The sequence below is a fragment of the Venatoribacter cucullus genome (assembly GCF_016132445.1).
GTDB classification, from domain to species: domain Bacteria; phylum Pseudomonadota; class Gammaproteobacteria; order Pseudomonadales; family Oceanobacteraceae; genus Venatoribacter; species Venatoribacter cucullus.
The window spans coordinates 1,947,425-1,972,500 of record NZ_CP046056.1; the positions used below are offsets into that span (position 1 = coordinate 1,947,425).

21 protein-coding genes and 2 rRNA genes (1 of these 23 cut by a window edge) are annotated in these 25,076 nt (G+C 54.9%); 4 read left to right on the plus strand and 19 right to left on the minus strand.

Going from position 1 to position 25,076, the window contains the following annotated elements; genetic code table 11:
* Positions 1-31: 31 nt before the first annotated feature.
* Positions 32-1,225 (minus strand): BaiN/RdsA family NAD(P)/FAD-dependent oxidoreductase, encoded by a 1,194-nt coding sequence (locus tag GJQ55_RS09280; protein WP_228344686.1) that lies wholly within the window; start codon positions 1,223-1,225, stop codon positions 32-34.
* A 77-nt stretch (positions 1,226-1,302) separates the two neighbouring features.
* On the opposite strand from GJQ55_RS09280, the gene GJQ55_RS09285 reads away from it, so the two are divergent.
* Positions 1,303-2,100, plus strand: coding sequence for a lysophospholipid acyltransferase family protein (locus tag GJQ55_RS09285; protein ID WP_228344687.1), 798 nt, complete (start codon positions 1,303-1,305; stop codon positions 2,098-2,100).
* Between the two features lie 259 nt (positions 2,101-2,359).
* Here GJQ55_RS09285 and rnhB read toward each other — a convergent pair whose 3' ends face one another.
* The 15 genes from rnhB to rpsB all read right to left on the minus strand — a co-directional run bounded on the left by rnhB (position 2,360) and on the right by rpsB (position 16,614).
* On the minus strand, positions 2,360-2,971 hold the full coding sequence (gene rnhB, locus GJQ55_RS09290; RefSeq protein ID WP_228344688.1) for a ribonuclease HII: 612 nt from the start codon (positions 2,969-2,971) through the stop codon (positions 2,360-2,362).
* Complete coding sequence (gene lpxB, locus GJQ55_RS09295) at positions 2,968-4,101, minus strand: lipid-A-disaccharide synthase (protein ID WP_228344689.1); 1,134 nt, start codon at positions 4,099-4,101, stop codon at positions 2,968-2,970. Before lpxB ends, rnhB begins: the two co-directional genes overlap by 4 nt.
* Entirely contained in the window at positions 4,102-4,872 is a 771-nt protein-coding gene (lpxA, locus tag GJQ55_RS09300) for an acyl-ACP--UDP-N-acetylglucosamine O-acyltransferase (protein WP_228344690.1), read from the minus strand.
* Positions 4,869-5,333, minus strand: coding sequence for a 3-hydroxyacyl-ACP dehydratase FabZ (gene fabZ / locus GJQ55_RS09305; RefSeq protein ID WP_228344691.1), 465 nt, complete (start codon positions 5,331-5,333; stop codon positions 4,869-4,871). The genes lpxA and fabZ overlap by 4 nt, the downstream gene beginning before the upstream one ends.
* On the minus strand, positions 5,333-6,355 hold the full coding sequence (gene lpxD / locus GJQ55_RS09310; RefSeq protein ID WP_228344692.1) for a UDP-3-O-(3-hydroxymyristoyl)glucosamine N-acyltransferase: 1,023 nt from the start codon (positions 6,353-6,355) through the stop codon (positions 5,333-5,335). Before lpxD ends, fabZ begins: the two co-directional genes overlap by 1 nt.
* 11 nt (positions 6,356-6,366) lie before the next feature.
* Entirely contained in the window at positions 6,367-6,864 is a 498-nt protein-coding gene (locus GJQ55_RS09315; protein WP_228344693.1) for an OmpH/Skp family outer membrane protein, read from the minus strand.
* A 44-nt stretch (positions 6,865-6,908) separates the two neighbouring features.
* Positions 6,909-9,293, minus strand: coding sequence for an outer membrane protein assembly factor BamA (gene bamA / locus GJQ55_RS09320; protein ID WP_228344694.1), 2,385 nt, complete (start codon positions 9,291-9,293; stop codon positions 6,909-6,911).
* A gap of 25 nt (positions 9,294-9,318) precedes the next feature.
* Positions 9,319-10,662 carry an RIP metalloprotease RseP gene (rseP, locus tag GJQ55_RS09325; protein ID WP_228344695.1) on the minus strand — a complete coding sequence of 448 codons (1,344 nt, stop codon included), beginning with the start codon at positions 10,660-10,662 and terminating at the stop codon, positions 9,319-9,321.
* On the minus strand, positions 10,656-11,864 hold the full coding sequence (gene ispC, locus GJQ55_RS09330) for a 1-deoxy-D-xylulose-5-phosphate reductoisomerase (RefSeq protein WP_228344696.1): 1,209 nt from the start codon (positions 11,862-11,864) through the stop codon (positions 10,656-10,658). The genes rseP and ispC overlap by 7 nt, the downstream gene beginning before the upstream one ends.
* Positions 11,861-12,703, minus strand: coding sequence for a phosphatidate cytidylyltransferase (locus GJQ55_RS09335; RefSeq protein ID WP_228344697.1), 843 nt, complete (start codon positions 12,701-12,703; stop codon positions 11,861-11,863). Before GJQ55_RS09335 ends, ispC begins: the two co-directional genes overlap by 4 nt.
* Before the next feature lies 1 nt (position 12,704).
* Positions 12,705-13,463 carry a polyprenyl diphosphate synthase gene (uppS, locus tag GJQ55_RS09340; protein WP_228344698.1) on the minus strand — a complete coding sequence of 253 codons (759 nt, stop codon included), beginning with the start codon at positions 13,461-13,463 and terminating at the stop codon, positions 12,705-12,707.
* A gap of 6 nt (positions 13,464-13,469) precedes the next feature.
* Positions 13,470-14,027 (minus strand): ribosome recycling factor, encoded by a 558-nt coding sequence (gene frr / locus GJQ55_RS09345; RefSeq protein ID WP_228344699.1) that lies wholly within the window; start codon positions 14,025-14,027, stop codon positions 13,470-13,472.
* A 2-nt stretch (positions 14,028-14,029) separates the two neighbouring features.
* Positions 14,030-14,764, minus strand: a complete 735-nt coding sequence (pyrH, locus tag GJQ55_RS09350; RefSeq protein WP_228344700.1) for a UMP kinase — start codon at positions 14,762-14,764, stop codon at positions 14,030-14,032.
* Between the two features lie 161 nt (positions 14,765-14,925).
* Complete coding sequence (gene tsf / locus GJQ55_RS09355) at positions 14,926-15,780, minus strand: translation elongation factor Ts (protein ID WP_228344701.1); 855 nt, start codon at positions 15,778-15,780, stop codon at positions 14,926-14,928.
* A gap of 84 nt (positions 15,781-15,864) precedes the next feature.
* Positions 15,865-16,614, minus strand: a complete 750-nt coding sequence (gene rpsB / locus GJQ55_RS09360) for a 30S ribosomal protein S2 (protein ID WP_228344702.1) — start codon at positions 16,612-16,614, stop codon at positions 15,865-15,867.
* Positions 16,615-16,948: 334 nt separating this feature from the next.
* Between rpsB and map the strand changes: the two genes are divergently transcribed.
* The 3 genes from map to GJQ55_RS09375 all read left to right on the plus strand — a co-directional run bounded on the left by map (position 16,949) and on the right by GJQ55_RS09375 (position 21,375).
* Positions 16,949-17,728, plus strand: a complete 780-nt coding sequence (map, locus tag GJQ55_RS09365; protein WP_228344703.1) for a type I methionyl aminopeptidase — start codon at positions 16,949-16,951, stop codon at positions 17,726-17,728.
* A gap of 3 nt (positions 17,729-17,731) precedes the next feature.
* Entirely contained in the window at positions 17,732-20,434 is a 2,703-nt protein-coding gene (gene glnD / locus GJQ55_RS09370) for a [protein-PII] uridylyltransferase (protein ID WP_228344704.1), read from the plus strand.
* A gap of 101 nt (positions 20,435-20,535) precedes the next feature.
* The gene (locus GJQ55_RS09375) at positions 20,536-21,375 is read left to right on the plus strand and encodes a pirin family protein (RefSeq protein ID WP_228344705.1); all 840 of its coding nucleotides are present in this window, start codon (positions 20,536-20,538) and stop codon (positions 21,373-21,375) included.
* A 102-nt stretch (positions 21,376-21,477) separates the two neighbouring features.
* Here GJQ55_RS09375 and GJQ55_RS09380 read toward each other — a convergent pair whose 3' ends face one another.
* The 3 genes from GJQ55_RS09380 to GJQ55_RS09390 form a co-directional block, all read right to left on the minus strand.
* On the minus strand, positions 21,478-22,830 hold the full coding sequence (locus GJQ55_RS09380; protein ID WP_228344706.1) for a DEAD/DEAH box helicase: 1,353 nt from the start codon (positions 22,828-22,830) through the stop codon (positions 21,478-21,480).
* A gap of 469 nt (positions 22,831-23,299) precedes the next feature.
* Positions 23,300-23,415, minus strand: a 5S ribosomal RNA gene (gene rrf / locus GJQ55_RS09385).
* A gap of 165 nt (positions 23,416-23,580) precedes the next feature.
* Positions 23,581-25,076 (minus strand): 23S ribosomal RNA (locus GJQ55_RS09390) (it continues 1,392 nt past the right edge of the window).

Genomic DNA, 25,076 nt, shown 5'->3' on the forward strand with positions numbered 1-25,076 from the left:
ACCCGCTTTAGCACCAGTCATTCCTGTCTTTTTAAACGTATTCTGCCGCCGCCACCGCGCTCGACCAGGCCCACTGAAAATTAAAGCCGCCCAGATGGCCGGTAACGTCGACCACTTCACCGATAAAGAACAGGCCCGGGTGCTGTTTGGCTTCCAGGGTTTTGGATGACAGCTCGTCAGTGTCTACCCCGCCCAGTGCCACTTCGGCGGTGCGGTAACCTTCGGTGCCGGCGGGTTTTACCTGCCAGCCATGCAGGCCGGCCGCCAGCTCGTCCATAGCCGCGCCGCTTAACTGCGCCAGCGTAGCACCGCTGAAGCGGCTGTCGGCCAGCCAGTGTTCGGCAAATTTGGCCGTAGTCAGCTCGGCCAGCCAGTTGCGCAGCAGCACTTTCGGACGCTGATGCTGGGCCTGGCGTAATGCCTGGGCCAGATCGGTGTCGGGCATCAGGTTAATGGTCAGGCTGTCACCGGGTTGCCAATACGAGGAAATCTGCAGCATCGCCGGGCCGCTTAAGCCGCGGTGAGTAAACAGCATATCGTCACGGAAACTCTGTGCCCCGCACTGTACTTCTACTGATAACGCCGAACCGGATAAGGCCGTGCACAGGGCTTTGTGCTGGTCGGTAATGGTAAAGGGCACCAGGCCGGCGCGCTGCGGATACACCCGCAGGCCAAACTGGCTGGCCAGTTCGTAGCCGAAGCCGGTGGCGCCCAGGGTGGGAATAGAAGGCCCGCCGGTGGCCACCACCAGCGATTCACAGCCCAGCCACTGGCCGCCCGCCTGCAGGCGATAACGACAGCCGGCTTCTGTGGTTTTTTCTACCTGCCCCACCGGCGTATTCAGACGAACTTGTGCGCCATAGGTGGCGCACTCGTCCAGCAGCATATTGAGGATGTCGGAGGCTTTGTTATCACAGAACAACTGGCCGTCTTTCTTTTCGTGGTAGGCAATACCGTGGGCTTCCACCAGCGCAATAAAATCCCACTGGGTATAGCGCTTCAGCGCCGACTTACAGAAATGCGGGTTGTGACTTAAGTATTTATCCGGGGCGACAAAGTAGTTGGTGAAGTTGCAGCGGCCACCGCCTGACATCAGGATTTTCTTCCCGGCCTTGTTAGCATGATCGAGCACCAGCACCTGCCGGCCCCGCGCTGCTGCCTGTGCGGCACACATTAAACCGGCGGCGCCGGCCCCGATGACGATGACTTCAAATTTCTGTAGCATCTGCGCCCTACTCTGGTTGCTGCTGCCCTGTGGCAGCGCGTTATTATGCCACCTTCGGCTACTGGATATTCTGCTGTATGGAACTTTTTGATCGTCAGGGCCTGAAAACTGCCACCGGTCTGTCCGACCGTAAACTCAACCTGTTGCTGCGCCTGCTGAAAGGCCCGCAGCTGGAAGGTATTTATAACGGCCTGGATGAAAAAGAAGGCCTGGGCGTTATTGATAATGCCTTCCGCAATATGCGCATTGAGCTGGATTACGATCACGAGGCATTGCGTCGTGCATTACCCGCTGAAGGGCCGTTTATTACCGTATCGAACCACCCGTTCGGGTTTCTTGACGGTATTATTCTGCTGTTAATCGTCGGCCGTGAGCGGCCACAATTCCGCGCCGTGGCGAATTTTCTGCTCAGCTATTTTGCGCCGATCTCCGATTTATTTATTACCGTGAATCCGTTTGAAAATGCCGGCCCCAAGGGTATGAACGGCATGAAAAAATCCCTGACACAGCTGGAACAAGGCTTAGGCTTAGGCTTGTTTCCGGCCGGTGAAGTGGCTACCCGCTACCCGGGCAGCCGGGAAATTACCGACCGGCCCTGGTCGTTAAGCAGCATGAAGTTAATTCAGAAAGCCCAGGTGCCGGTGATTCCGATTTATTTTCATGGCCATAACAGCCGCAGTTTTCACTGGCTGGGGAAAATTCATCCGGCACTGCGCACCTTGCGGATTCCGGCGGAGTTTTTAAAGCGGCGTCATTCCACTATTAAAATCAGCGTCGGTGAGCGCATTGAGTGGGATGAGATGACGGCGTATGACACGCCGGAGGCGCTGCGGGATTATTTACACGGTAAGACTTTCGCTCTGAGAGAGTCTTAAAGCGTTCGAAAACGCTCTTCAACGTTACTTCCCGAAGGTGGCACACATTCGGGGACTGCTCACAGACTCGCTGTAAATCCATCGATCCTCAGGACGAGGTGAATGCCGCAGTTCGTCGGGAACGAAATGCGGCCCTGGAAGCTCGAATGCCGCGTCGATCCCCAGGATGGGGGGAATGCCTGATTATGTCGGGAACATAATCAGGCCATGGCGCACACGGTTGCCTAAATAACAACCGAAAGATGCACAAGCTATAAATTCAATCAGATAACAAAGCCTTTACCGGCGCATAACTACGCCGGTGAATGGGGCAAGGGCCGAGCTGTTGCAGCGCTTCAAGGTGTGCGGCGGTGCCATAGCCTTTGTGTTTGGCAAAGCCGTAGCCGGGATATTGGGCATCGAGTACCAGCATTTCGCGGTCGCGCTGTACCTTGGCCAGAATGGAGGCCGCGGAAATGGCGGCCACCAGGCTGTCGCCTTTAATAATGGCGGTGCATTCCAGCAGGGTTTCGGGGGTTTTATTACCGTCGATCAGGGCATGCTGACAGGGCAAGGTTAAACCGTCGATGGCACGGCTCATGGCCAGCATGCGGGCATTCAGGATATTCAGCCGGTCAATTTCTTCGACTGTGGCGCGGGCAATGCAGAAATCCAGCGCCTTGGCACAGATTTCTTCAAATAACTGCTCGCGCTTTTTTTCGCTGAGTTTTTTGGAATCGGTTAACCCGGCAATGGGGTTAGCCGGGTCCAGAATAACGGCAGCGGCAACCACATCACCGCACAGCGGGCCGGCACCCGCTTCATCGACGCCGCAATAAGGCACCGCGTTAAGCAAAAGTTGCTGTTCTATTGCGGTAGCAACGTCTGTCATTGCTGCAATAAACCGGCAATGGCGGCGGCGGCTTCGTCATCGGCGCTGCGTTTCAGCTGACGGTGAATAAACAGAAAGGTTTCATGCAGCTGTTGCATGGCGACGCTGTTTTCCAGCTGCGCCAGTAAGGCGGCTGCCAGTTTTTCCGGCGTGGCATCCTGCTGTAACAGTTCCGGTACCAGCTCGCGGTCGGCTAATAAATTGGGTAACGAAATCCACTTGCGGCTGACCATGTGCTTCAGAATCCAGAACGTCAGCGGCGCCAGTTTATAACTGACCACCATCGGCCGTTTCATCAGCATGGCTTCCAGCGTGGCGGTACCCGAGGCCAGTAAAATAGCATCGGCAGCGGCCATGCAGGTATGCGACTGGCCCAATACCACGGTCACTGGCAAGCGTCCCGGGTAGGCATCCAGCATGGTCTGAATCTGGTCGCGGCGTTCGGTGCTGGCAGCGGGAATAATAAACTGCAGGTCTGGCCGTTCATGCAGCATGCGCCGGGCGGTCTGTAAAAACAGTTCGCCCAGTTTGGCCACTTCTCCGGAGCGGCTGCCTGGCATCAGACACACCACGCGGGCTTCCGGGTTAATTCCAAGCGCGGCACGGGCCGGGCCGGCCGGGGTTTCCAGCGGGATTTTATCGGCCAGATGATGCCCAACGAATTTTACCGGCACCTGGTACTGCTCGTAGAATTTCGCCTCAAAGGGAAACAGCGTCAGCATCAGGTCAACGGCTTTGGCAATTTTGAACACGCGCTTTTGCCGCCACATCCACACCGACGGGCTGACGTAATGCACGGTTTTAATACCGGCCGCGCGCAGTTTCTGTTCCAGCGTCAGGTTAAAATCCGGCGCATCGATGCCAATAAACACATCGGGCGGGTTGGCCAGCCAATGCTTAACCAGATCGCGGCGGACTTTCAGCAGCTCAAACAAGCGGCCGAGCACTTCCACCAGCCCCATCACGGCCAGACGTTCCATCGGCACAAAGGTGTTAAACCCCTGCGCCTGCATTAACGGCCCGCCGATGCCTTCAAAGGTGGCATCGGGAAAGCGTTGCTGCAGGGATTTGATCAGGCCGGCCCCGAGCATATCGCCCGAGGTTTCACCGGCAACAATGGCAATGCGCATTTATCGGATAATACCGCGGGTAGAAGCATTAAGGCTGTCGACCAACACCTGCACCGCCGGGTCCTGTGCCGCTTCGGCCTGCAGTATCGGCATGGCCTCGGCCAGGGTCAGCCCCTGACGGTACAGGGTTTTGTAGGCTTTACGCAGACGGCTGATGCTGTCGGCACTGAAACCGCGACGCTTCAGGCCTTCGGTGTTCAGGCCGTGCGGCTGCGCCGGATAACCCAGTGACATAACATAGGCAGGAATATCTTTCAGTACCACGGTAGCAGCACCGCACATAGAGTGCGCACCAATAACGCAGAACTGATGCACCTGAGTGGCACCACCCAGAATCGCCCAGTCGCCGATATGCACATGGCCGGCCACGTTGGTGTCGTTGGCCAGAATGCAGTTATCACCCACCACCACGTCGTGGGCGATGTGCACGTTCACCATAAACAGGTTATTGGAACCAACCTGAGTAATGCCGTTGTCCTGTACCGTACCGCGGTGGAAGGTACAGGCTTCACGGATAACGTTATTGTCGCCAATAATCAGTCTGGTGGGCTCACCGTTGTATTTTTTGTCCTGGCATTCTTCACCAATACTGGCGAACTGAAAAATACGGTTGTTCTTACCAATAGTGGTCGGTCCGCGCACAATTACGTGCGGGCCAATAACCGTACCGGCACCGATGGTGACATCGGCGCCGATAATGGAATAAGGACCAATTTCAACACCTTCGGCAATCGTTGCTGAAGGGTCCACAATGGCACTCGGGTGGATCATGCTTGCTCCAGATCGCGCTCTGCGCAGGTAATTTCTGCTGAACACACCACTTTATCATCCACCAGTGCACAGCAATCGAACTTCCAGATTCCGCTGCGGCCGTGCATAAAACGCGCCTGCAGATGCAGCTGATCACCCGGCACAATCGGCCGTTTAAAACGCACGTTATCGGCACCGGCGAAGTAATACAAAGTAGTGGGTTTGCGTTTTTCACCCAGCATGGTCAGCCCTAACAAACCGGCGGCCTGAGCCATGGCTTCCAGGGTTAACACGCCGGGCATAATGGGATGCCCCGGGAAATGACCATTAAAAAAATCTTCGTTAATGGTAACGTTTTTCAGGGCGGTAATCCGGGCGCCACCGTCGGCGTCCAGGTCAATTTCTTTAATCCGGTCAACCAACAGGAACGGGTAACGGTGTGGCAGAAATTCCTGTATGTGTTGAATATTGCTGTGTGGCATCAAACTTTACCTTCTTGGCTTTTCTCTAACTTTTGCAACCGTTTCGCCATATCGTCCAGCTGGCGGAAACGTACCGCATTTCGCCGCCATTCCTGCATCGGCATCTGCGGCGTGGCAGAGGAATAAGCCCCTGCTTCGGTAATCGATTTGCTGATCAGGGCCTTGCCGGCAATGTGTACGCCATCGGCGATGTCCAGATGGCCGGCTACCCCGGCGTTACCGCCCAGGGTGCAATGCTTACCAATGCTGGTGCTGCCGGCGATACCAGTACAGGCGGCCATGGCCGTTCCATCACCCACTTTTACGTTATGGGCAATCTGAATCAGGTTATCCAGAATGACGTTGTCACCGATCTCGGTATTACCCAGTGCACCACGGTCGATGCAGGTATTGGCACCAATTTCGACATCGTTACCGATGCGTACGCCACCCAGCTGGGCAATTTTATGCCAGCGGCCTTTATCGGGTGCGAAACCAAAACCATCGGCACCAATAACGGTACCGGAATGAATCTGTACCCGTTCGCCCAGCACCACATCGTGGTAGAGGGTGACGTTGGCGCGCAGAATACAACCGGCACCCAGCACACAATGGTCGCTGATTACGGTATTGGCGCCGATCTCGCAGCCGTCGCCCAGTTCGCAATGCTCACCGATCACCACATTGGGGCCGATGCTGACGTTGTTGCCCAGACGGGCACTGGCGGCGATAACCGCGCTGGCATGAATGCCGGCACGGGGTTGCGGACGGTTATCAAAAAGCTGTGTCACCAGCGCAAAACTGAGATAGGGATTCTTAACCACCAGCGTGGCGCAGGGCGCTTCGTCTGCCACATCAGCGGCCACAATCACTGCGCTGGCGGCGCTACCGGCTAATTGGCTGCGGTAACTCGGGTTGGCCAGAAAACTCACCATACCGGCACCGGCGTCCTGCAGGGTCGCTACCCCACGGATCATAATGCCGGCATCACCACGCAGCTCGGCGCCCAGATGTTGGGCCAGTTCACCTAAACTCAGTTGCATCGGATGTTCCGTTATTTCTTGCTGTTAAGACGATCCAGCAGCTGCTTAGTCAGATCGGCAGTCGGAGCGGTGTAAATAACAGCGCCGGCCTGAAGAACGACATCATAACCGCCTTCATCAATGATTGCTTTCAGATGACGCTCAAGATCCGGCAATTGTGTCTGGAAAAAATCTCTCTTCCAGGTTTGCTCCAGTTGCTGCAGCTTGCGCGCGTAAAACTTGAACTCGGTCGATTTTTCTTCGTAGCTGTTGGCCAGCTTGCGACGGTCGTCATTGCTCATGACGTCGCCTTCTTTTTCGATCTGTTCTTTCATTTTGACCAGTTCGGCTTCAATGCCCTTCAGCTTATCCAGCTCGCCCTGGTTGTCTTTTTCAAACTGGCGGATGGAGGTTTTGGCGGCTTCCGACAGGAACAGCGCGCGCTCCATATCCACTACCCCAACTTTGCCGGCCTCGGCCACGGCCGCCTGCATAAACAGGGCTGCCAGCATTGCAATCATAAATCGCATGGTCGTACTCCTTATTGTCGTTATTAAAATGGTCGTTATTTAGCTTAAAACACCTGGCCCAGTGAAAATTCAAACCCTTCGGTGCGGTCATCTTTCTCGTCATTGAGCGGGAATGAGTAGGTAAAGGTCAAGGGACCAATGGCCGTAATCCAGGTGACGCCAACACCGGTACTGAGGCGCAGTTCGTTCAGGTCCACGCCGCTGTTGCAGAACGGATGCTCGGTTAATTGCGGCAACTCCGGATCATTCGGTGTAAAACACTCGCTGCTGAAAGCATTACCGGCATCAAAGAACACCACACTACGCACTGAGCTGCGATCTTCAAGGAATGGCAGTGGGAAAATCAGTTCCAGACTGGTTTCAATCAGGATATTACCACCCAGCGCCCGGTCGGTGTCGTAGTAATAGGGTTGTTTTACGCCATCAATGTCGTCAATCAGATACGACAAACCCCGTGGCCCCAGGCTATTGGAGCGATAGCCACGCACCGAGCCGATACCACCGGAACGGAAGTTTTTGAAGAACGGCAGTTTTTCCACATCACCATAACCGTCGCCATAACCCAGATCAGTACGCAGACGTACGGACCATTCGCGGGCCAGCGGCAGGTAGTAGTTGGCGGTGTAGTTCATTTTGTACCAGGACAAGTCACTGCCCGGCACGGCGATATCGGCAGAGATTTTGTGTTCCGTACCGGCGGTGGGGAACAGGCCACGGTTCAGGCCGTTATAGCGCCAGTTAATGCCGAGGGTAAATTCGTCAAAATCACGGCCTTCCCGCTCGATAAAATCGGTAATTTCTTTCGGCACCAGCGAACCTTCCACCATCTCGGTATTGGACAGCCCCAGCGAAAATGACAGGCGCTGACGGTATGAAATGGGGTAACCAAAGGTGATATTACCGCCGGCAATATTGGTCTGATAATCGCTGACGGTATTCAGCTCGGCAAAGTCGGTTTTACGGTAAAACAGGTTAAAGCCGCGGCTGACGCCATCGATGGTGTAATAAGGGTCGAGGAAAGAGAAATTATACGACTGGGTGTAATCGTTTTTCTGCACCCCCAGCGACATACGGTTACCGGTACCAAAAAGGTTATTCTGACTGATGCTGGTACCCAGAATCATGCCACTGCCGGCGGCGTAACCAATGTTGAAATTCAGGCTGCCGCTCAGCTGTTCTTCCACGTGGTAATTCACATCAATCAGGTCATCGGTACCGGGTACGGCCGGCGTATCGACGTTGACGGTTTTGAAGAAACCGAGCTGATCCAGCCGGCTTTTGCCGGCATCGATTTTATCCGTCGAGGCCCAGCCGCCTTCCATCTGCAGCATTTCCCGGCGCAGCACTTCATCCATGGTGCTTTCGTTGCCGGTAAAATTAATGCTGCGCACATAGGTACGTTTACCGGGTTCGACAAAGAACGTCAGCTCAACCGTGCGGTCTTCATCGTTGATTTTCGGCACCCCGTCCACTTTGGCAAAGGTATAACCTTCGTTACCCAGACGCTTGGTCATCAGTTCACTGCTGTAGGTAACCATCTGACGGGAAAAGGTATCGTCTTCTTTAACCAGCACCAGCGGCCGCAGAGCGCTTTCTTCCAGCACCAGGTTACCGGCCAGACGAATATCTTTAACGCTGTAAATATCGCCTTCGGTCACGTTAATGGTGATATAGACACCCTCTTTATCGGGCGACAGTGATACCTGGGTGGATTCAATATTGAAACGGATATAACCGCGGTCGAGATACCAGGAACGCAGGGTTTCCAGATCGGCAGCCAGTTTTTCGCGGCTGTATTTGTTGTCGCTGGCGTACCAGGACCAGAAATTACTGGTCTGCAGCTGGAACTGTTTCAGCAGCTCGTCGTTGCTGAACGCTTCATTACCCAGAATATTGATGTGTTCAATACTGGCGACGCTGCCTTCTTCCACCTGAATATCCAGTGCTACCCGGTTGCGCGGCAGACGTTCCACGTCGGTGGTAATGCGGGCATCGTAGCGGCCCTGTGACACATACTGACGTTCCAGCTCCAGCGCAATCCGCTCCAGCGTGGAGCGTTTGAATACCAGCCCTTCCGCCAGCCCGGATTGCTTTAAGCCATCCAGCAGCATGTCGGTCTGAATGGCTTTGTTGCCGGAAATTTCAATGCCGGTAATGGTGGGCAATTCCACCACCTGCACCACCAGCACGTCGCCATCGCGCAGCAGGCGTACATCATCAAACAAACCCGAGCGGAACAGCCGACGCGAGGCGTCGACCAGACGTTGCGAATCGACCCGCTCACCAGTACTGACCGGAAAGGCCTCAAACACAGTACCCGCTGAAACGCGCTGTAACCCTTCCAGACGGATATCCGCCACCACAAAAGACTCAGCCTGAGCAATCGCAGACAAACCACTCAGGACCAGCGCCAACAGCCAGAAACGCATCAGATTCAGTATCCAGTCATCCGGCTTACAGCCGGCCTATATCATTATAAAAAGCCACCAGCATCAGGCTCAGCAGCAGGAACATACCCACCTGCACAGCAACCGCCTGTACACGCTCGGGCAAAGGTTTACCACGGAGAATTTCCGCCGCATAAAACAGAATATGGCCACCGTCCAGTACCGGTACCGGCAACAGATTCAGCACCGCCAGCGACACACTGAGCAGCGCCAGAAAGCCAACAAAGGCTTCCAGCCCGCCGGCGGCCGAAGCGCCGGCTACTTTAGCAATGGTGATAGGGCCACTCAAGTTCTTTACCGATACATCACCCAGCAGCATTTTCCACAGCGAATCAAGGGTAAAGACCGTCAGATCCACCGTTTTCTGCCAGCCACGCTGTAAGCCTTCCAGCACCCCGCTGTAGCTGGTGCGTACCCAGCCGGCCGGGTATTCGGGTACTGCCACCTGTGCGCCGATAAAACCACTGTGGTTGCCCTGCTCATCGGTACGGCGGCCGGGCGTCAGCACCAGCGTGACCGTTTTACCGGCACGCTCCAGTTCAACCGCTAACGCTTCACCGGCCGTCGGACGAATGCGTTCGACCCAATCGTACCAATCGATAACGGGGTCATTATTCACAGCCACAATGCGGTCACCGGCCTGCAAACCGGCCCGCTCGGCCGCTTCACCCGGCATCACCTCACCGATGATGGCCGGAATAGGTAACTGGCGCGGTTCAAGCCCCAGCGCCGCAAAAGGATCCGGCACTTCCGGGCCGGCCAGCCAGCGGTTTACACTCAGCCACACCTGGCGCTGCAGGCCATCGGCATCTGTTACCGTCAGCTGAATGTCGGCGTCTTCGCCAATAAAATTCAGTAACTGCCAGTTCACCGCTTCCCAGGTTGGCGTGGGGTGCTGCTGCACCGCCACAATTTCATCGCCGCTGCGGATACCCGCCAGCTGCGCCACCGAATCGGGCTTAACCTGCCCGACCACCGGCACCAGGCCGCTGGTACCCGCGACGAATAAAGCCCAGTAAGCCAGAATGGCAAATATAAAATTGGCCAGCGGCCCGGCACTGGCAATGGCGATGCGCGCCCACGGACTTTTGCGATTGAATGCCTGCTGCTGCAGATGTTCGGGCACTGGCGCTTCGCGCTCGTCGAGCATGCTGACAAAGCCGCCCAATGGAATAGGAGCAATGGCAAATTCAGTGCCGTGACGGTCACGGAACGACCACAGTGGCTTGCCAAAGCCAACGGAAAAACGCAACACGCGCACGCCACAGCGGCGCGCCACCCAGAAATGACCGTATTCGTGAATCACCACCAGCAGGCTGATGGCCAGAATAAAATACAACAGTGTCAGCATGCGTTTCCTGATTCCGGTAACGTCGTTCCCGCTTGCAGCAACCAGCGGCCAGCGCACTCACGCGCCCATTGGTCAGCCTCCAGCACCGGAGCCAGCTCAGTAACGGCTTGAACGGTATGCTGTTGCATAACAGCGGCGATGAGCAGTGGGATATCGGTAAAGCCAATTTGTTCCCGCAGGAAGGCTGCTACCGCCACCTCGTTGGCAGCGTTCAGTACCGCTGGCATGGTGCCGCCGGCGGCAAAGGCATCGCGCGCCAATTGCAGGCAGGGAAAATTAACCTCATCAGCCGGTTCAAAATCCAGCCGCGCAATGCTGAATAAATCCAACGCCTGCACGCCGGCCTCGATGCGCTGGGGCCAGGCCATGCCGTAAGCAATGGGGGTGCGCATATCCGGCTGGCCCAGCTGCGCCAGTACCGAACCATCGCAATACTGCACCATGGAGTGAATGACGCTTTGCGGATGCACCACCACCTGCACCTGGGCGGGCTGGCAGTTAAACAAAAAGCAGGCCTCGATCAGCTCCAGCCCTTTGTTCATTAACGTGGCGGAATCGACGGAAATCTTTTGCCCCATCGACCAGTTGGGATGTGCCACCGCCTGCGCCGGGGTAACCTGCTGAAGCTCGGCATGGGTACGGCCACGGAATGGTCCACCGGAGGCGGTGAGCAGAATTTTACTGATACCGTGCAGAGTAAAATCACCGCGGTAATCGGCCGGTAATGCCTGAAAAATGGCGTTGTGTTCACTGTCGATGGGCAGCAATACCGCCCCGCCGTCACGCACCGCCTGCATAAACAATGGGCCAGCCATTACCAGGCTTTCTTTATTGGCCAGCAATACCCGCTTACCGGCACGGGCCGCTGCCAGCGTGGGTAATAAACCGGCGGCACCGACAATGGCTGCCATCACCATTTCGGTGTCGGCATGCGCCGCCACATCCGCCATGGCGGCGCTGCCGCTGAGTACGGTGGTGGCACAACCGGCTGGTAACAACGCCTGCAGCGCGATGGCCGCGTCGTTATCGGCCATAACCGCAAAACGGGGGGTAAATTCAGTAATCTGTTGCGCCATTAAGGCGGCGTTACGGCCAGCCGCCAGGGCAAATACCTGATAACGACCTTGATGGCGGCGCACCACATCCAGCGTGTTACAGCCAATAGAGCCGGTCGACCCCAGTACCGTAATGCGTTGGATCATGTCAGATTCCAGTCGAGAATCAGCATCATAAAGGCGAACACCGGCACCGCCGCCGCCATGCTGTCGATGCGATCCAGCACACCGCCATGGCCGGGCAGCAGCGACGAGCTGTCTTTAATGCCACGGTGGCGCTTCATCATGCTTTCCACCAGATCGCCCAGTACCGAAATGACCATGGTGACCAGGGTAATCAGCAATAACTGTAAACCAAACAGGGTATCGACCGGACGCAGCCAGCCGTCGATGTAAAAGGCAAAGCAGGCCGCCACCAGCAGTGTCGTGGCCAGGCCACCCCAGAAACCGGCCCAGGATTTCCCCGGACTGACGTGCGGCGCCAGCTTGCTGCGCCCCCAGCGTTTACCCGAGAAGTAGGCGCCGGTATCCGCGCCCCACACCACCAGCATCACATACACAATTAACAACGAGCTGTGTTCGGAGACTTTCAGGTGCATAAAGCCAACCCACATAGGGATCAGCACACACAGCCCCAGCAACGCCCGGATCGGACGCGCCGCCCACACTTCAGTGCCGCCCGGATAGCGTTTCACCAAGGCAAATGCCAGCACCCACCACAGCGCGCCGGCCGCCAGATAATAGACTTTGTATTCTTCATGAATGCGCAGAAAACGCGCACTGGCGTATAAACACAGAAACACCACCAACGCATACAGAATGCGGCTCCAGTTTTTCTGGTAACCGGCAATATTGGCCCATTCCCAAGCACCTACCGTGGCAATCACGGCAATAAAAATGGCAAATTCCTGCAGCGGCAGAAAGAAAATACCGCCGATCATCAGCGGCGCCAGCACCAGCGCAGTGAGTACGCGTTCCTTAAACACCTTATTTTTTTCCTTCTAACTGGTCGTCGGTACGGCCAAAGCGACGGGTACGCTCGGCAAAAGCCGTCAACGCTTGCTGATATTCTTGTTGTTTGAAATCCGGCCAAAATACCGGCGAAAAATACAGCTCGGAATAGGCGGTTTGCCACAGCATAAAGTTGCTGATGCGCTGCTCGCCACCGGTGCGGATCAGTAAATCCGGCGGCGGTAAATCGGCCAGCCAGGTGTAACGGTGAAACAACTGTTCATTAATATCCTGCGGCTGCAGGGTGCCGGCCTGTACTTCCTCAGCAATACGCCGGGCCGCCCGGGCAATATCCCACTGGCCACCATAGTTGGCGGCGACCACCAGGGTCATGGCGGTATTGCCGGCGGTTAAGGCCTCGGATTCACGGATCAGCTGTTGCAGGCGCGGAGTAAAACCCGATACATCGCCCATAATCTGCAGGCGGATATTGTGCCGGTGCAGTTTGCGCACTTCGCGCTCCAGCGCCAGCACAAACAGGCTCATCAGGGCGCTGACTTCATCCGCCGGTCGCCGCCAGTTTTCACTGCTGAAGGCAAACAGCGTGAGCACTTCAACACCCTGTTTGGCAGAATGTTCCACCACCGCCCGCACCGCATCCACACCGGCTTTATGCCCGGCAACACCGGGCATAAAACGACGCTTGGCCCAACGGTTATTGCCATCCATGATGATGGCAACGTGGCGGGGAATATCGCCCTGCACAGCCAGGGTGTCGTCAATACTGGTCGACATAGGGCATCAGACCTGCATCAGGTCTTTTTCTTTGGCGGCCAGCAGGTTGTCGATTTCAGCAATGAATTTATCGGTTAATTTCTGGATCTGATCTTCACCACCGCGCTGTTCGTCGGACGAGATCAGTTTTTCTTTCTCCAGATCTTTAATCTGCGCATTGGCATCACGACGGATATTGCGCACCGAAACCCGGCCTTTCTCTGCTTCGGCCTTGGCCTGCTTGATAAAGTTTTTACGGGTTTCTTCGGTGAGTGCCGGCATCGGCAAACGGATGGTGTCACCGTTGGTTGATGGGTTAAGCCCCAGATCAGACTTCATAATGGCCTTTTCAATGGCCGGTACCAGGCTTTTTTCCCACGGGTTGATCGCCAGCGAGCGGGCATCTTCCACAATAATGTTGGCAACCTGGGAGAGCTGGGTAGGCGTACCGTAGTAGTCCACCATCACACCATCCAGAATGGCGGGATTCGCGCGGCCGGTGCGCACTTTTTTAAAGGCTTCCACCAGCGCTTGCACGCTTTTGCTCATGCGGTCTTCCGCATCCTTTTTAATGTCGTTAACCATGCTTACTTTTCCTCACTTACGATCAGGGTGCCGTCATTGCCGCCAGTCATCAGACGGGCCAGCACACCCGGTTCATTCATATCATAAACCCGCAGGGGCATATTATGGTCCCGCGCCAGGCAGATGGCCGTAAGATCCATCACACCCAGTTGTTTTTCCAGGACTTCCTGATAGGTCAGGATGTCGTATTTTTCCGCAGTCGGGTCTTTCTTAGGATCGGCAGTATACACGCCATCGACATTGGTGGCTTTCAGAACCACGTCGGCGTTGATCTCAATACCCCGCAGACAAGCGGCGGAGTCGGTAGTAAAAAACGGGTTACCGGTGCCGGCAGCGAAGATCACCACATCCCCGATTTCCAGGGCCCGGATCGCACTGCGGCGGTCGTAATGATCCACCACACCACTCATCGGAATAGCAGACATGACACGGGTCGGCATATTGGCCCGCTCCAGCGCGTCGCGCATGGCCAGTGCATTCATGACCGTGGCCAGCATACCCATATGGTCACCGGCGACCCGGTCCAGGCCGGCTTCGCTCAGTGCCTTGCCACGGAACAGGTTGCCACCACCAATCACCAGACCAACCTGCACACCAATACCGCGCAACTGCCCTACTTCCAGAGCCATACGGTCGAGTACTTTCGGGTCAATACCAAAATCCATATCGCCCATCAGGGCTTCGCCGCTCAGTTTCAGCAGGATACGTTTGTATTTGGCACTTTTTTGCTCAGCCATGGTGATCTCCGGAATATGTGATGTCGGGGTTTTCTTTGGACCATGCGGTATTACCGACCGCTATCCTGCACCGGTGCCGGCGCAGATACAAATATGCCGGGCGAGCCCGGCATATAGATGGGTATTCAACCAGATTGCGGCTGTGCTACCCGGTGGCAGTATCAGCCTTTCAGCTGTGCTGCTACTTCGGCGGCGAAGTCTACTTTTTCAACTTCGATGCCTTCACCCACTTCCAGACGCAGGAAGGAGATCACTTCAGCACCGCCTTCTTTGGCCAGCTGGCCAACAGTCTGGTCAGGGTTCTTAACGAACGGCTGATCCAGCAGGCTGTTTTCTTTCAGGAACTTGTTGATACGGCCGCCCATCATTTTTTCAACGATTTCGGCAGGCTTACCAGCCATATCCGGCTGCGCACGGATAATTTCCTTTTCTTTTTCCAGCACTTCGGCCGGCATGTCGTCACCGCGAACCACGCGCGGGTTAGCCGCAGTTACGTGCATAGCAATGTCTTTGGCCAGTTCTTCGTTGCCGCCTTTCAGGGCTACGATACAGGCGATTTTGCCGTTAGAGTGCACGTAAGCACCCACAGTTTCAGCTTCCACAACGGCCGGACGACGCACGGTGATGTTCTCACCGATTTTCTGTACCAGTGCTTCACGCGCCTGTTCCAGTTCGCCTTCCATCAGTTTGGCCACATCGGCTTCTTTGGTAGCAGCCAGTTTAGCCACAACCTGATCGGCAAAGTTGTTGAAGTTGGCATCGCCAGCGGCGAAGTCAGTTTCAGAGTTCACTTCAACAGCCACGGCCACACCAGCGCTAACCACCACGCGGATTTTACCTTCAGCGGCAGTACGGTCGGCTTTCTTGGCGGCTTTCAGGCCAGAATTTTTGCGCAGGTTTTCAATCGCCAGATCGATATCACCATTGGCTTCAACCAGTGCTTTTTTGCACTCCATCATGCCCAGGCCAGTACGCTCGCGCAGTTCTTTTACCTGAGTGGCAGAAACGTTAGACATCTGTGTAATCCTCTATTTTTAACTTGTCTGAAATCTTGCACCTAAAAAAAGGGGGCAAGCCCCCTTTTTAGTGAAAAACTGCGCTTACTCTGCAGCTTCCTGCGCCGGAGCGTCTTCTGCCACTTCGACAAATTCGCTGGCTGCAACGCCGTTCTGCTGCTTGCCTTCCAGCACAGCATCAGCCACTGCAGTAGCGTAGATCTGGATAGCACGGATGGCGTCGTCGTTACCCGGGATAACGTAGTCGATACCGTCCGGGTTGGAGTTGGTATCCACGATACCAATAACCGGAATACCCAGCTTGTTGGCTTCCTGAATGGCAATGCGCTCGTGATCAACGTCGATTACGAACAGCACGTCCGGCAGGCCGCCCATGTCTTTGATACCACCGATAGAACGCTCCAGCTTCTCCATTTCACGGGTACGCATCAGAGCTTCTTTTTTGGTCAGCTGCTCAAAAGTACCGTCGGTGCGCTGGCCTTCCAGATCACGCAGACGTTTGATGGACTGACGGATGGTTTTGTAGTTGGTCAGCATACCGCCTAACCAGCGGTGCGCTACGAAAGGCATGCCAGCACGCTCGGCCTGCTCTTTCATGATTTTACCAGCGGCGCGTTTGGTACCAACAAACAGAACTTTGTTGTTACGGGCAGCCATGGATTCAACCAGTTTCAGCGCATCATTCATGGCCGGAACAGTGTGCTCCAGGTTGATGATGTGAATCTTGTTGCGGGCGCCGAAAATGTACTTGCCCATTTTCGGGTTCCAGTAACGGGTCTGGTGACCGAAGTGAACGCCTGCTTTCAGCAGGTCACGCATGCTTACTTGTGCCATGTTTCTATACCTTAAAATATTGGGTTAGGCCTCCGCACCCCCACCGTTACCGACCGTATCTGCGATACGGCACCCCGGTACAGCGTTGTGAGGTACGTGTGTCATTGGGCTGCCACGAGTGGCTGGCCTGCGATTTTTCGCGGGCGCTTTATACCACCTTTCAGCTGCAAAGACCAGCACCGGGTTGCCCGGAACCTGTCATAACCGGCACCAGCAGGGGCTACTTATGGCTTAATTGTTACTAAGCGGCCAAAGGCTGGCCGGCGTTGGTTCAATACCGCGGCCACAACCAGTACAATGGCCACACTTACGAGTCACAGGTAACCAATTCCCCATGAGTGTCAGCATCAAGTCCGCTGAGGACATCGCCAAAATGCGTATCGCCGGCCGCCTCGCCGCCGAAGTTCTGGAAATGATCGAGCCTTATGTAAAGCCCGGCGTTTCTACCGGTGAGCTCGACCGCATCTGTCACGACTATATTGTGAATGTGCAAAAGGCTGTGCCGGCACCGCTGAATTACCACGGGTTTCCCAAGTCAATCTGTACCTCTATTAACCATGTGATCTGCCATGGCATTCCCAGCGATGACAAGATCCTGAAAAAGGGCGATATCGTTAATATCGACATTACCGTGATCAAAGACGGTTACCACGGCGATACCAGTAAGATGTTTTTTATCGGTGAACCGACGCCGGCCAATGAGCGCCTGGTACGCGTTACCCAGGAATGTCTGTACATCGGTATTGATCTGGTTAAGCCCGGTGCCCGCCTTGGTGATATCGGCCATGCCATTCAGCAGCACGCTGAATCCAACCACTACTCGGTGGTACGGGAATACTGCGGCCATGGTATTGGCCAGGTTTTCCATGAAGATCCGCAGGTATTGCACTACGGCCGTCCCGGTACCGGGCTGGAATTACAGGCCGGCATGATCTTCACCATCGAACCGATGATCAACCTGGGTACCCGCTTCAACAAGCTGATGAAAGATGGCTGGACCGTGGTTACCAAAGACCGCAAACCTTCAGCCCAGTGGGAACACACTATTCTGGTAACCGATACCGGCGTAGAAATTCTGACCTTACGCAGCGAAGAAACCCGCTACCAGAGCTGAGCCATGTCGCCGGATAATGAACTGCCGGCTCTGCCGGTTATTAACAGCGTCCAGCTGCTGCAGGATTTACAGGCTGCACGGTCGCCGTTACCCGTTATCCGGCCACTACTGAAACAGATTCAGGAGCAATCGCACCACTACTTCCGCGCCACTCTTGATGCGGCAACCCTGGTGCGCCACCGCGCCACTCTGATTGACCAGATTCTGAGCTGTCTGTGGCAAAGCTCCGGCCTGCCCCAGCACGAGCTGGCACTGATTGCGGTGGGGGGGTATGGCCGCGGCGAGCTGCATCCGCATTCTGATATTGATTTATTACTGCTGTGCCGGGATGAACAGGCCATTACCACCTACAGTGAGCCGTTGCAGCGCTTTATTACCCTGCTGTGGGATCTGAAGCTGGACGTCGGCCACAGTGTCCGCACCCTCGCTGAATGCGTAACCGAAGCCGGCAAAGACCTGACCATTATTACCAATATGATGGAAAGCCGCTTGCTGACCGGTGACCATCCATTGCACGAACAGTTAAAGCAGGCCACCGCCCCCGATCGGCTTTGGCCGGCGCAAGAATTTTTTCAGGCCAAATGGCAGGAGCTGCGCGACCGCCACCGCAAGCACAACGATTCTGAATACAATCTTGAGCCCAATGTTAAAAAATCACCCGGCACTCTGCGCGATATCCAGACCATCTGCTGGGCTACCATGCGTTACTTTGGTGAGGGCACCTTACAATCGTTACAGCAGCAGGGGTTTCTGACGCCGTTCGAATTTGAGCGCCTGCAACGCAGCCTGCACTTTTTATGGCAGGTACGCTACGCGCTGCACATGCTGACGGGGCGCGAGGAAGACCGCCTGTTGTTTGACCTGCAGCGTGAAGTTGCTGCCCTGCTGGGTTTCCGGGACGATAAATCACGCCTTGGTGTGGAATACTTTATGGGGCGGTTTTATCGTAACCAGCTGGCCACTATGGAGCTGTGCGATTTATTACTGCTGCACTTCAACGAAGATTTTATGAAGCGCGATAAGGTGCATGAAATCGTTACCCTGAGCGAGCACTTTGTCCTGAATAATGGTTACCTGCAGCTGCAGGATGCCGGCCTGTTTGCCCGCGAACCAGGCTGGCTGCTGCAGGTATTTGTCTTAATGGCCGACACTCCACACGCCAAAGGAATACATTCAGACACCATCCGCGCCCTGCGCGACCACCGTCATTTAATTGATGATCAGTACCGCCAGAACCCGGAATACAATGCTATTTTCATGGAATTAATGCGCCACCGCTCACGGGTAGTGCGGGAATTATCCCGCATGATGCGCTACGGCATTCTGGGACGTTATATTCCGGCGTTTGGTCATATTATCGGCATGATGGAACACGACCTGTTTCATGTGTATACCGTGGATGAACACAGCTTGCGTATGATGCGGTTTTTACGCCAGCTGCGCTTTGATGACAGCATACGCGAGCGCTTCCCCCTTGCCTCCGGAGTTATTCACCGGGTGCAGAAAAAAGAACTGCTGTATTTAACGGCGCTGCTGCACGACACCGGTAAAAGTATGGATGGCGACCACACCGCTAACAGCGGTGAAATAGCAGCTGCATTTTGCCGCCAGCACAATCTGCGCCCGACCGACAGCCATCTGGTGGAATGGTTGTGTACCAATCATTTATTAATGTCGCAGGCCTCGCAGCGGCTGGAAATTAATAACCCGGAAGATATTCATCCATTTGCCCGTGAAGTGGGTGACCAATACCACCTGGATTTACTTTATCTTATTTCCGTGGCGGATATTTACAGCACCAACCCCAAGCTTTGGACCAGCTGGCGCGCTGAGCAAATGAGTGATCTTTACCACAGCACTCAGGCCGCTTTGCGCCGCGGCCTGAACACGCCGCCCAACAAAGATGCCTGGATCAGTGAAGTACAACAGGAAGCACTGGCCCAGCTGCAGCAAAAAGGCCTCAGCGAAGCAAGGGTCAGGCAAATATGGGGGGACCCGGACGACGATTATTTTCTGCGAGAAGGCATTGATAACGTCGTCTGGCATGCACTGGAAATCGATGCCCACGGCAACAGCAATGCACCGCTGGTATCCATCCGCCAGACCTCCGCGGGAAAATCAGAAGGTGCTACCCAGATCTTTATTTATATGAAAGATCAGGTGAACTTATTCGCGGCTACCACCGCCACCCTCGACCAGCTGAACCTGAATATTCAGGACGCCCGCATTATGACGTCGGAAAAAGAACATAATGTGGTCGACACCTATGTGGTACTGGATGAAAACAACCAGCCAATCAGCGACCCTGCCCGCATTGAGCATATCCGTCAGACGCTGGTTCAGGCGCTGTCAGATCCGGACAACTACACCACCATTATTCAGCGCCGCACTCCGCGTGCGCTGAAGCAGTTCAAAGTGGAAACCCAGGTGACCATCAGTACCGACCCGCTGATGCAGCGCACTGTACTGGAAGTTATTGCTGCCGACCGGCCGGGCCTGCTGGCGCGCATGGGCGCAATTTTATCAGCCGCCGGTATTCAGCTGCAGGGAGCAAAGATTCTGACCGAAGGCGAACGGGTATCGGATATTTTTTATATCCTCGATCAGCATGGCCATCCGTTTGCCGATGCGGAGCAATGCCTGGCGCTTAAAGATGCCATTATTCAGGGCCTGGCCGAACAGGTAGAAGCCCAATCCGCGGTGTAACTGCGGCACAGAAATTCGAACGATGAGCGCGAAAAAATCGGCTCTTTTTTTCTCATGCCAACCGCTACAGTGGGTTATTCTTTTTCCGGCAGGAGCACCTTATGAGCCAGCGTACCCTTCAGCATATAATTCCCAGCCACCCAAGTTCCGATGGTGACGGTGTAAAGATCCGCCGTGTCGCCATGTTTGACCTGCCCGCTACTGACCCATTTCTGATGCTGGATGAGCTGTCATCGGATAATCCGGATGACTATATCGGCGGCTTTCCGCCGCATCCGCACCGGGGTATGGAAACCTTAACCTATTTACGCCACGGCTCACTGGAACACCGCGATCATCTGGGTAATCGCGGACTGATTACCAGTGGCGGCGCCCAATGGATGTCAGCGGGGCGCGGTATTATTCACAGCGAAATGCCCGCTCTGGATATGCAACTCCTGCACGGCTTTCAGCTGTGGATCAACCTGCCAGCCAAAGACAAAATGAGCGCTCCGAAATACCGCGACGTTCCGGCAGCAGAAATTCCACAGTTAGAATTTCCCCAGGCCCAGGTGCAGGTGATTGCCGGCGCGTGGAATATTAATGGCCAATCCAGTGAAGGCCCACTGATGGATCTGGCTGCCGATGCCGGCTATCTGGACATTCATCTGCAGGCGGGTGCCAGCCTGACCCTTACCACGCCGGCAGAGCAGCGGGTGATTGCTCTGGTGTATAAAGGCCAGCTGAATACCAGCCCGCAAGCTCCGGAAAAATCGCTATTGGTATTCGGCCAGGGGGACGAGTTAAAACTGCAGGCTGTCAATGACGCCGGCCTGATCTTATTACGCGGCACACCAATCAGGGAAAAAGTGGTGCACTACGGCCCCTTTGTAATGAACAGCACTGAAGAAATTCAACAAGCCATTGCCGACTACAACAGCGGCCGTTTCGGTCGTGACTGATGCTTGAGGCCTGAAGGTTGAAGCCAGGTATAAAAAAACCGGCGCCGAAAACGGAACGCCGGTTTTTTTATTAACCGCAGTCTATCAGGTTAAGAACGTGCGTTAAGACGCATCAGGCTTGCGGCGTTTAACCGGTGCAAACCCTTCACTGTCCATTAACGTACCAGCCCGGGGCTGTGGACGGCTCGGACGCGGACCAGACTTCTTCTTATCCGATTTTTTCGCCAGCGGTTTGCCCGTGCTTTTAGCTGTTTTAGTATTACTTTTCGGCTTTTTCTTCCCGGCGGCCTTACCCGATGCTTTAACCTTTTTCGGGCCACGATAATTGCCTTTCAGCTCAGCGATGGTGCGCTCTTCCATCTGCTGCTGCAGATAACGCTCAATGGCTGCTTTCAGATTCCATTCATGCGGTGCAATCAGACTGATCGCCAGACCGGAATTGCCCGCCCGACCGGTACGGCCGATGCGATGTACATATTCATCACCTTTGCGGGCCAGGTCATAGTTAATCACCAGATCCATGCCATCCACATCCAGACCACGGGCCGCCACATCGGTAGCAACCAGGATATTACGCTTACCCTCACGCAAAGATTGCATCACATAATTGCGTTCATCCTGCGTCATATCACCATGCAGCATAGCGATACCATTACGATGACGCCGCAGGAAAGTGTTGAGACGATCCACCTCGGTGCGTTTATTCACAAAAATAATGGCTTTATCGTAGGTTTCATTCGCCAGTAACCACACCAGCAAACGATCTTTATGCGCATTATCGTCCGCCAGAATACGCTGCTGACGGATAAATTCATGCTGGTCCTGCACCGTTCTGGTGGTAAGACTTTCCGGATTATTCAGCATTGACCGGGCAATGCGGCCAATACCCTCATGACGCAAGGTAGCGGATAACATAAAGGTCTGACGCTCTTTCTTGCTGCGTCCGACAATCATCTCCATATCTTCGGCAAAACCCATATCCAGCATCCGGTCGGCTTCGTCCAGCACCAGAAACTCCAGATCCTTCAGTTCAGCAGAACCACGTTTCAAATGGTCCACCAGACGCCCTGGCGTCGACACCACAATTTCCGGATTTTTACGCAATACTGCCGCCTGATATTTGAACTCATCACCGCCGGTTAACAAACCAACATTCAGCGAATTAAGATCACAAAATAACTGCGCGGTTTTAAAAACCTGCCGCGCCAGCTCGCGGGTAGGCACCAATACCAGGGCACGGGTAGCGGAAGCCGGTGCCGCGTTAGCCAGCAGCTTTTCCATAATAGGCAACAGATACGCCAGGGTTTTACCACTACCAGTTTCAGCACACACCTGCACATCACGACCAGCCAGTGCCAGCGGCAGCATCAGTGCCTGCACTTCCGTAGGCTGAGTGATTTCCAGCTGCTCCAGTCCGGCCAGCAAGCGGGGATGAAATTCAATATCGGCAAACACGGCATTATCTCGTAGGTTAACTGGCATCGATTATAACAGAAGCACCGGAAAGCGCTGCCGGTGTTCGCCAGGACAGCCGATCAACACAGCTCTCTGCCCGCAGGGTTGTGCGCAGTGAGGTGTACAATGAAAACCCCCGATAGCGTGAGCCACCGGGGGTTTTGAATAAGAGCTTGACGATGACCTACAGTGACTCGTGCCATCCGGGCACTCGCCCTGCGGGCAGCCTATGGCTGTCCTGATCCGTTCCGGAAAGTGTTGCTTATCTCACATGGGGACCAGCGGCAGGAGCCGCTGGCACAGCTTGCTGCCCGCAGGGCGAGCACCAGGGATGGTGCGAGTGATACCCCACGGCCGACAGAGCACGTTCGTGCTCACGGCCCTGTGGGCCCCATGCGAGAGTGAGTTTATCGTCAGCGCAAAAAGAAAAACCCCCGATAGCGCGAGCTACCGGGGGTTTTGAATAAGAGCTTGACGATGACCTACTCTCACATGGGGAGACCCCACACTACCATCGGCGATACTGCGTTTCACTTCTGAGTTCGGAATGGATTCAGGTGGTTCCACAGCTCTATGGTCGTCAAGCAAACCTTTATGAAGCATTGTCGTCTTACGTAGTCTGCGACGTTTCTTCAAATTAGGGCGGATACATGAGTTTAAATTGGATTCTCTCGCGAACCGGCGGTTGCCTGGTCTGTTTCTTAACTCAGTTTTCTGAGTGTTACCACTCACACCAAGTTTGGGTGTTATATGGTCAAGCCTCACGGGCAATTAGTATCAGTTAGCTCAACGCCTCACAACGCTTACACACCTGACCTATCAACCTGGTAGTCTTCCAGGGCCCTACAGGGAACTCGAAGTTCCAGTGAGATCTCATCTTGAAGGAGGTTTCCCGCTTAGATGCTTTCAGCGGTTATCCTGTCCGAACTTAGCTACCCGGCAATGCCACGGGCGTGACAACCGGAACACCAGAGGTTCGTCCACTCCGGTCCTCTCGTACTAGGAGCAGCGCTTCTCAAATCTCAAACGCCCACGGCAGATAGGGACCGAACTGTCTCACGACGTTCTAAACCCAGCTCGCGTACCACTTTAAATGGCGAACAGCCATACCCTTGGGACCGGCTTCAGCCCCAGGATGTGATGAGCCGACATCGAGGTGCCAAACACCGCCGTCGATGTGAACTCTTGGGCGGTATCAGCCTGTTATCCCCGGAGTACCTTTTATCCGTTGAGCGATGGCCCTTCCATACAGAACCACCGGATCACTATGACCTACTTTCGTACCTGCTCGACGTGTTGGTCTCGCAGTTAAGCCGGCTTGTGCCATTACACTAACCTCCTGATGTCCGACCAGGATTAGCCGACCTTCGTGCTCCTCCGTTACTCTTTGGGAGGAGACCGCCCCAGTCAAACTGCCCACCATACACTGTCCCCAGCCCGGATAACGGGCCTAGGTTAGAACCTCAAACATACCAGGGTGGTATTTCAAGGACGGCTCCACTAAGACTGGCGTCTCAGCTTCAAAGCCTCCCACCTATCCTACACAGATAGGTTCAAAGTTCAGTGCAAAGCTACAGTAAAGGTTCACGGGGTCTTTCCGTCTAGCCGCGGGTACACTGCATCTTAACAGCGATTTCAATTTCACTGAGTCTCGGGTGGAGACAGCTCCGCCATCATTACGCCATTCGTGCAGGTCGGAACTTACCCGACAAGGAATTTCGCTACCTTAGGACCGTTATAGTTACGGCCGCCGTTTACCGGGGCTTCGATCAAGAGCTTCGCTTGCGCTAACCCCATCAATTAACCTTCCGGCACCGGGCAGGCGTCACACCCTATACGTCCACTTTCGTGTTTGCAGAGTGCTGTGTTTTTAATAAACAGTTGCAGCGGACTGGTATCTTCGACTGGTCTCAGCTTACGGGGCAAGCCCTTCACCAAGTCCAGCGCACCTTCTCCCGAAGTTACGGTGCCATTTTGCCTAGTTCCTTCACCCGAGTTCTCTCAAGCGCCTTGGTATTCTCTACCTACCCACCTGTGTCGGTTTCGGGTACGGTCTCTTTGTAACTGAAGCTTAGAGGCTTTTCCTGGAAGCATGGCATCAACCACTTCGGACTCCGTAGAGTCACCGTCATCACACCTCAGCATTGAAATCCCGGATTTGCCTAAGATTTCTGCCTACATGCTTAAACACGGACAACCAACGCCGTGCTGGCCTAGCCTTCTCCGTCCCCCCATCGCATTACAAA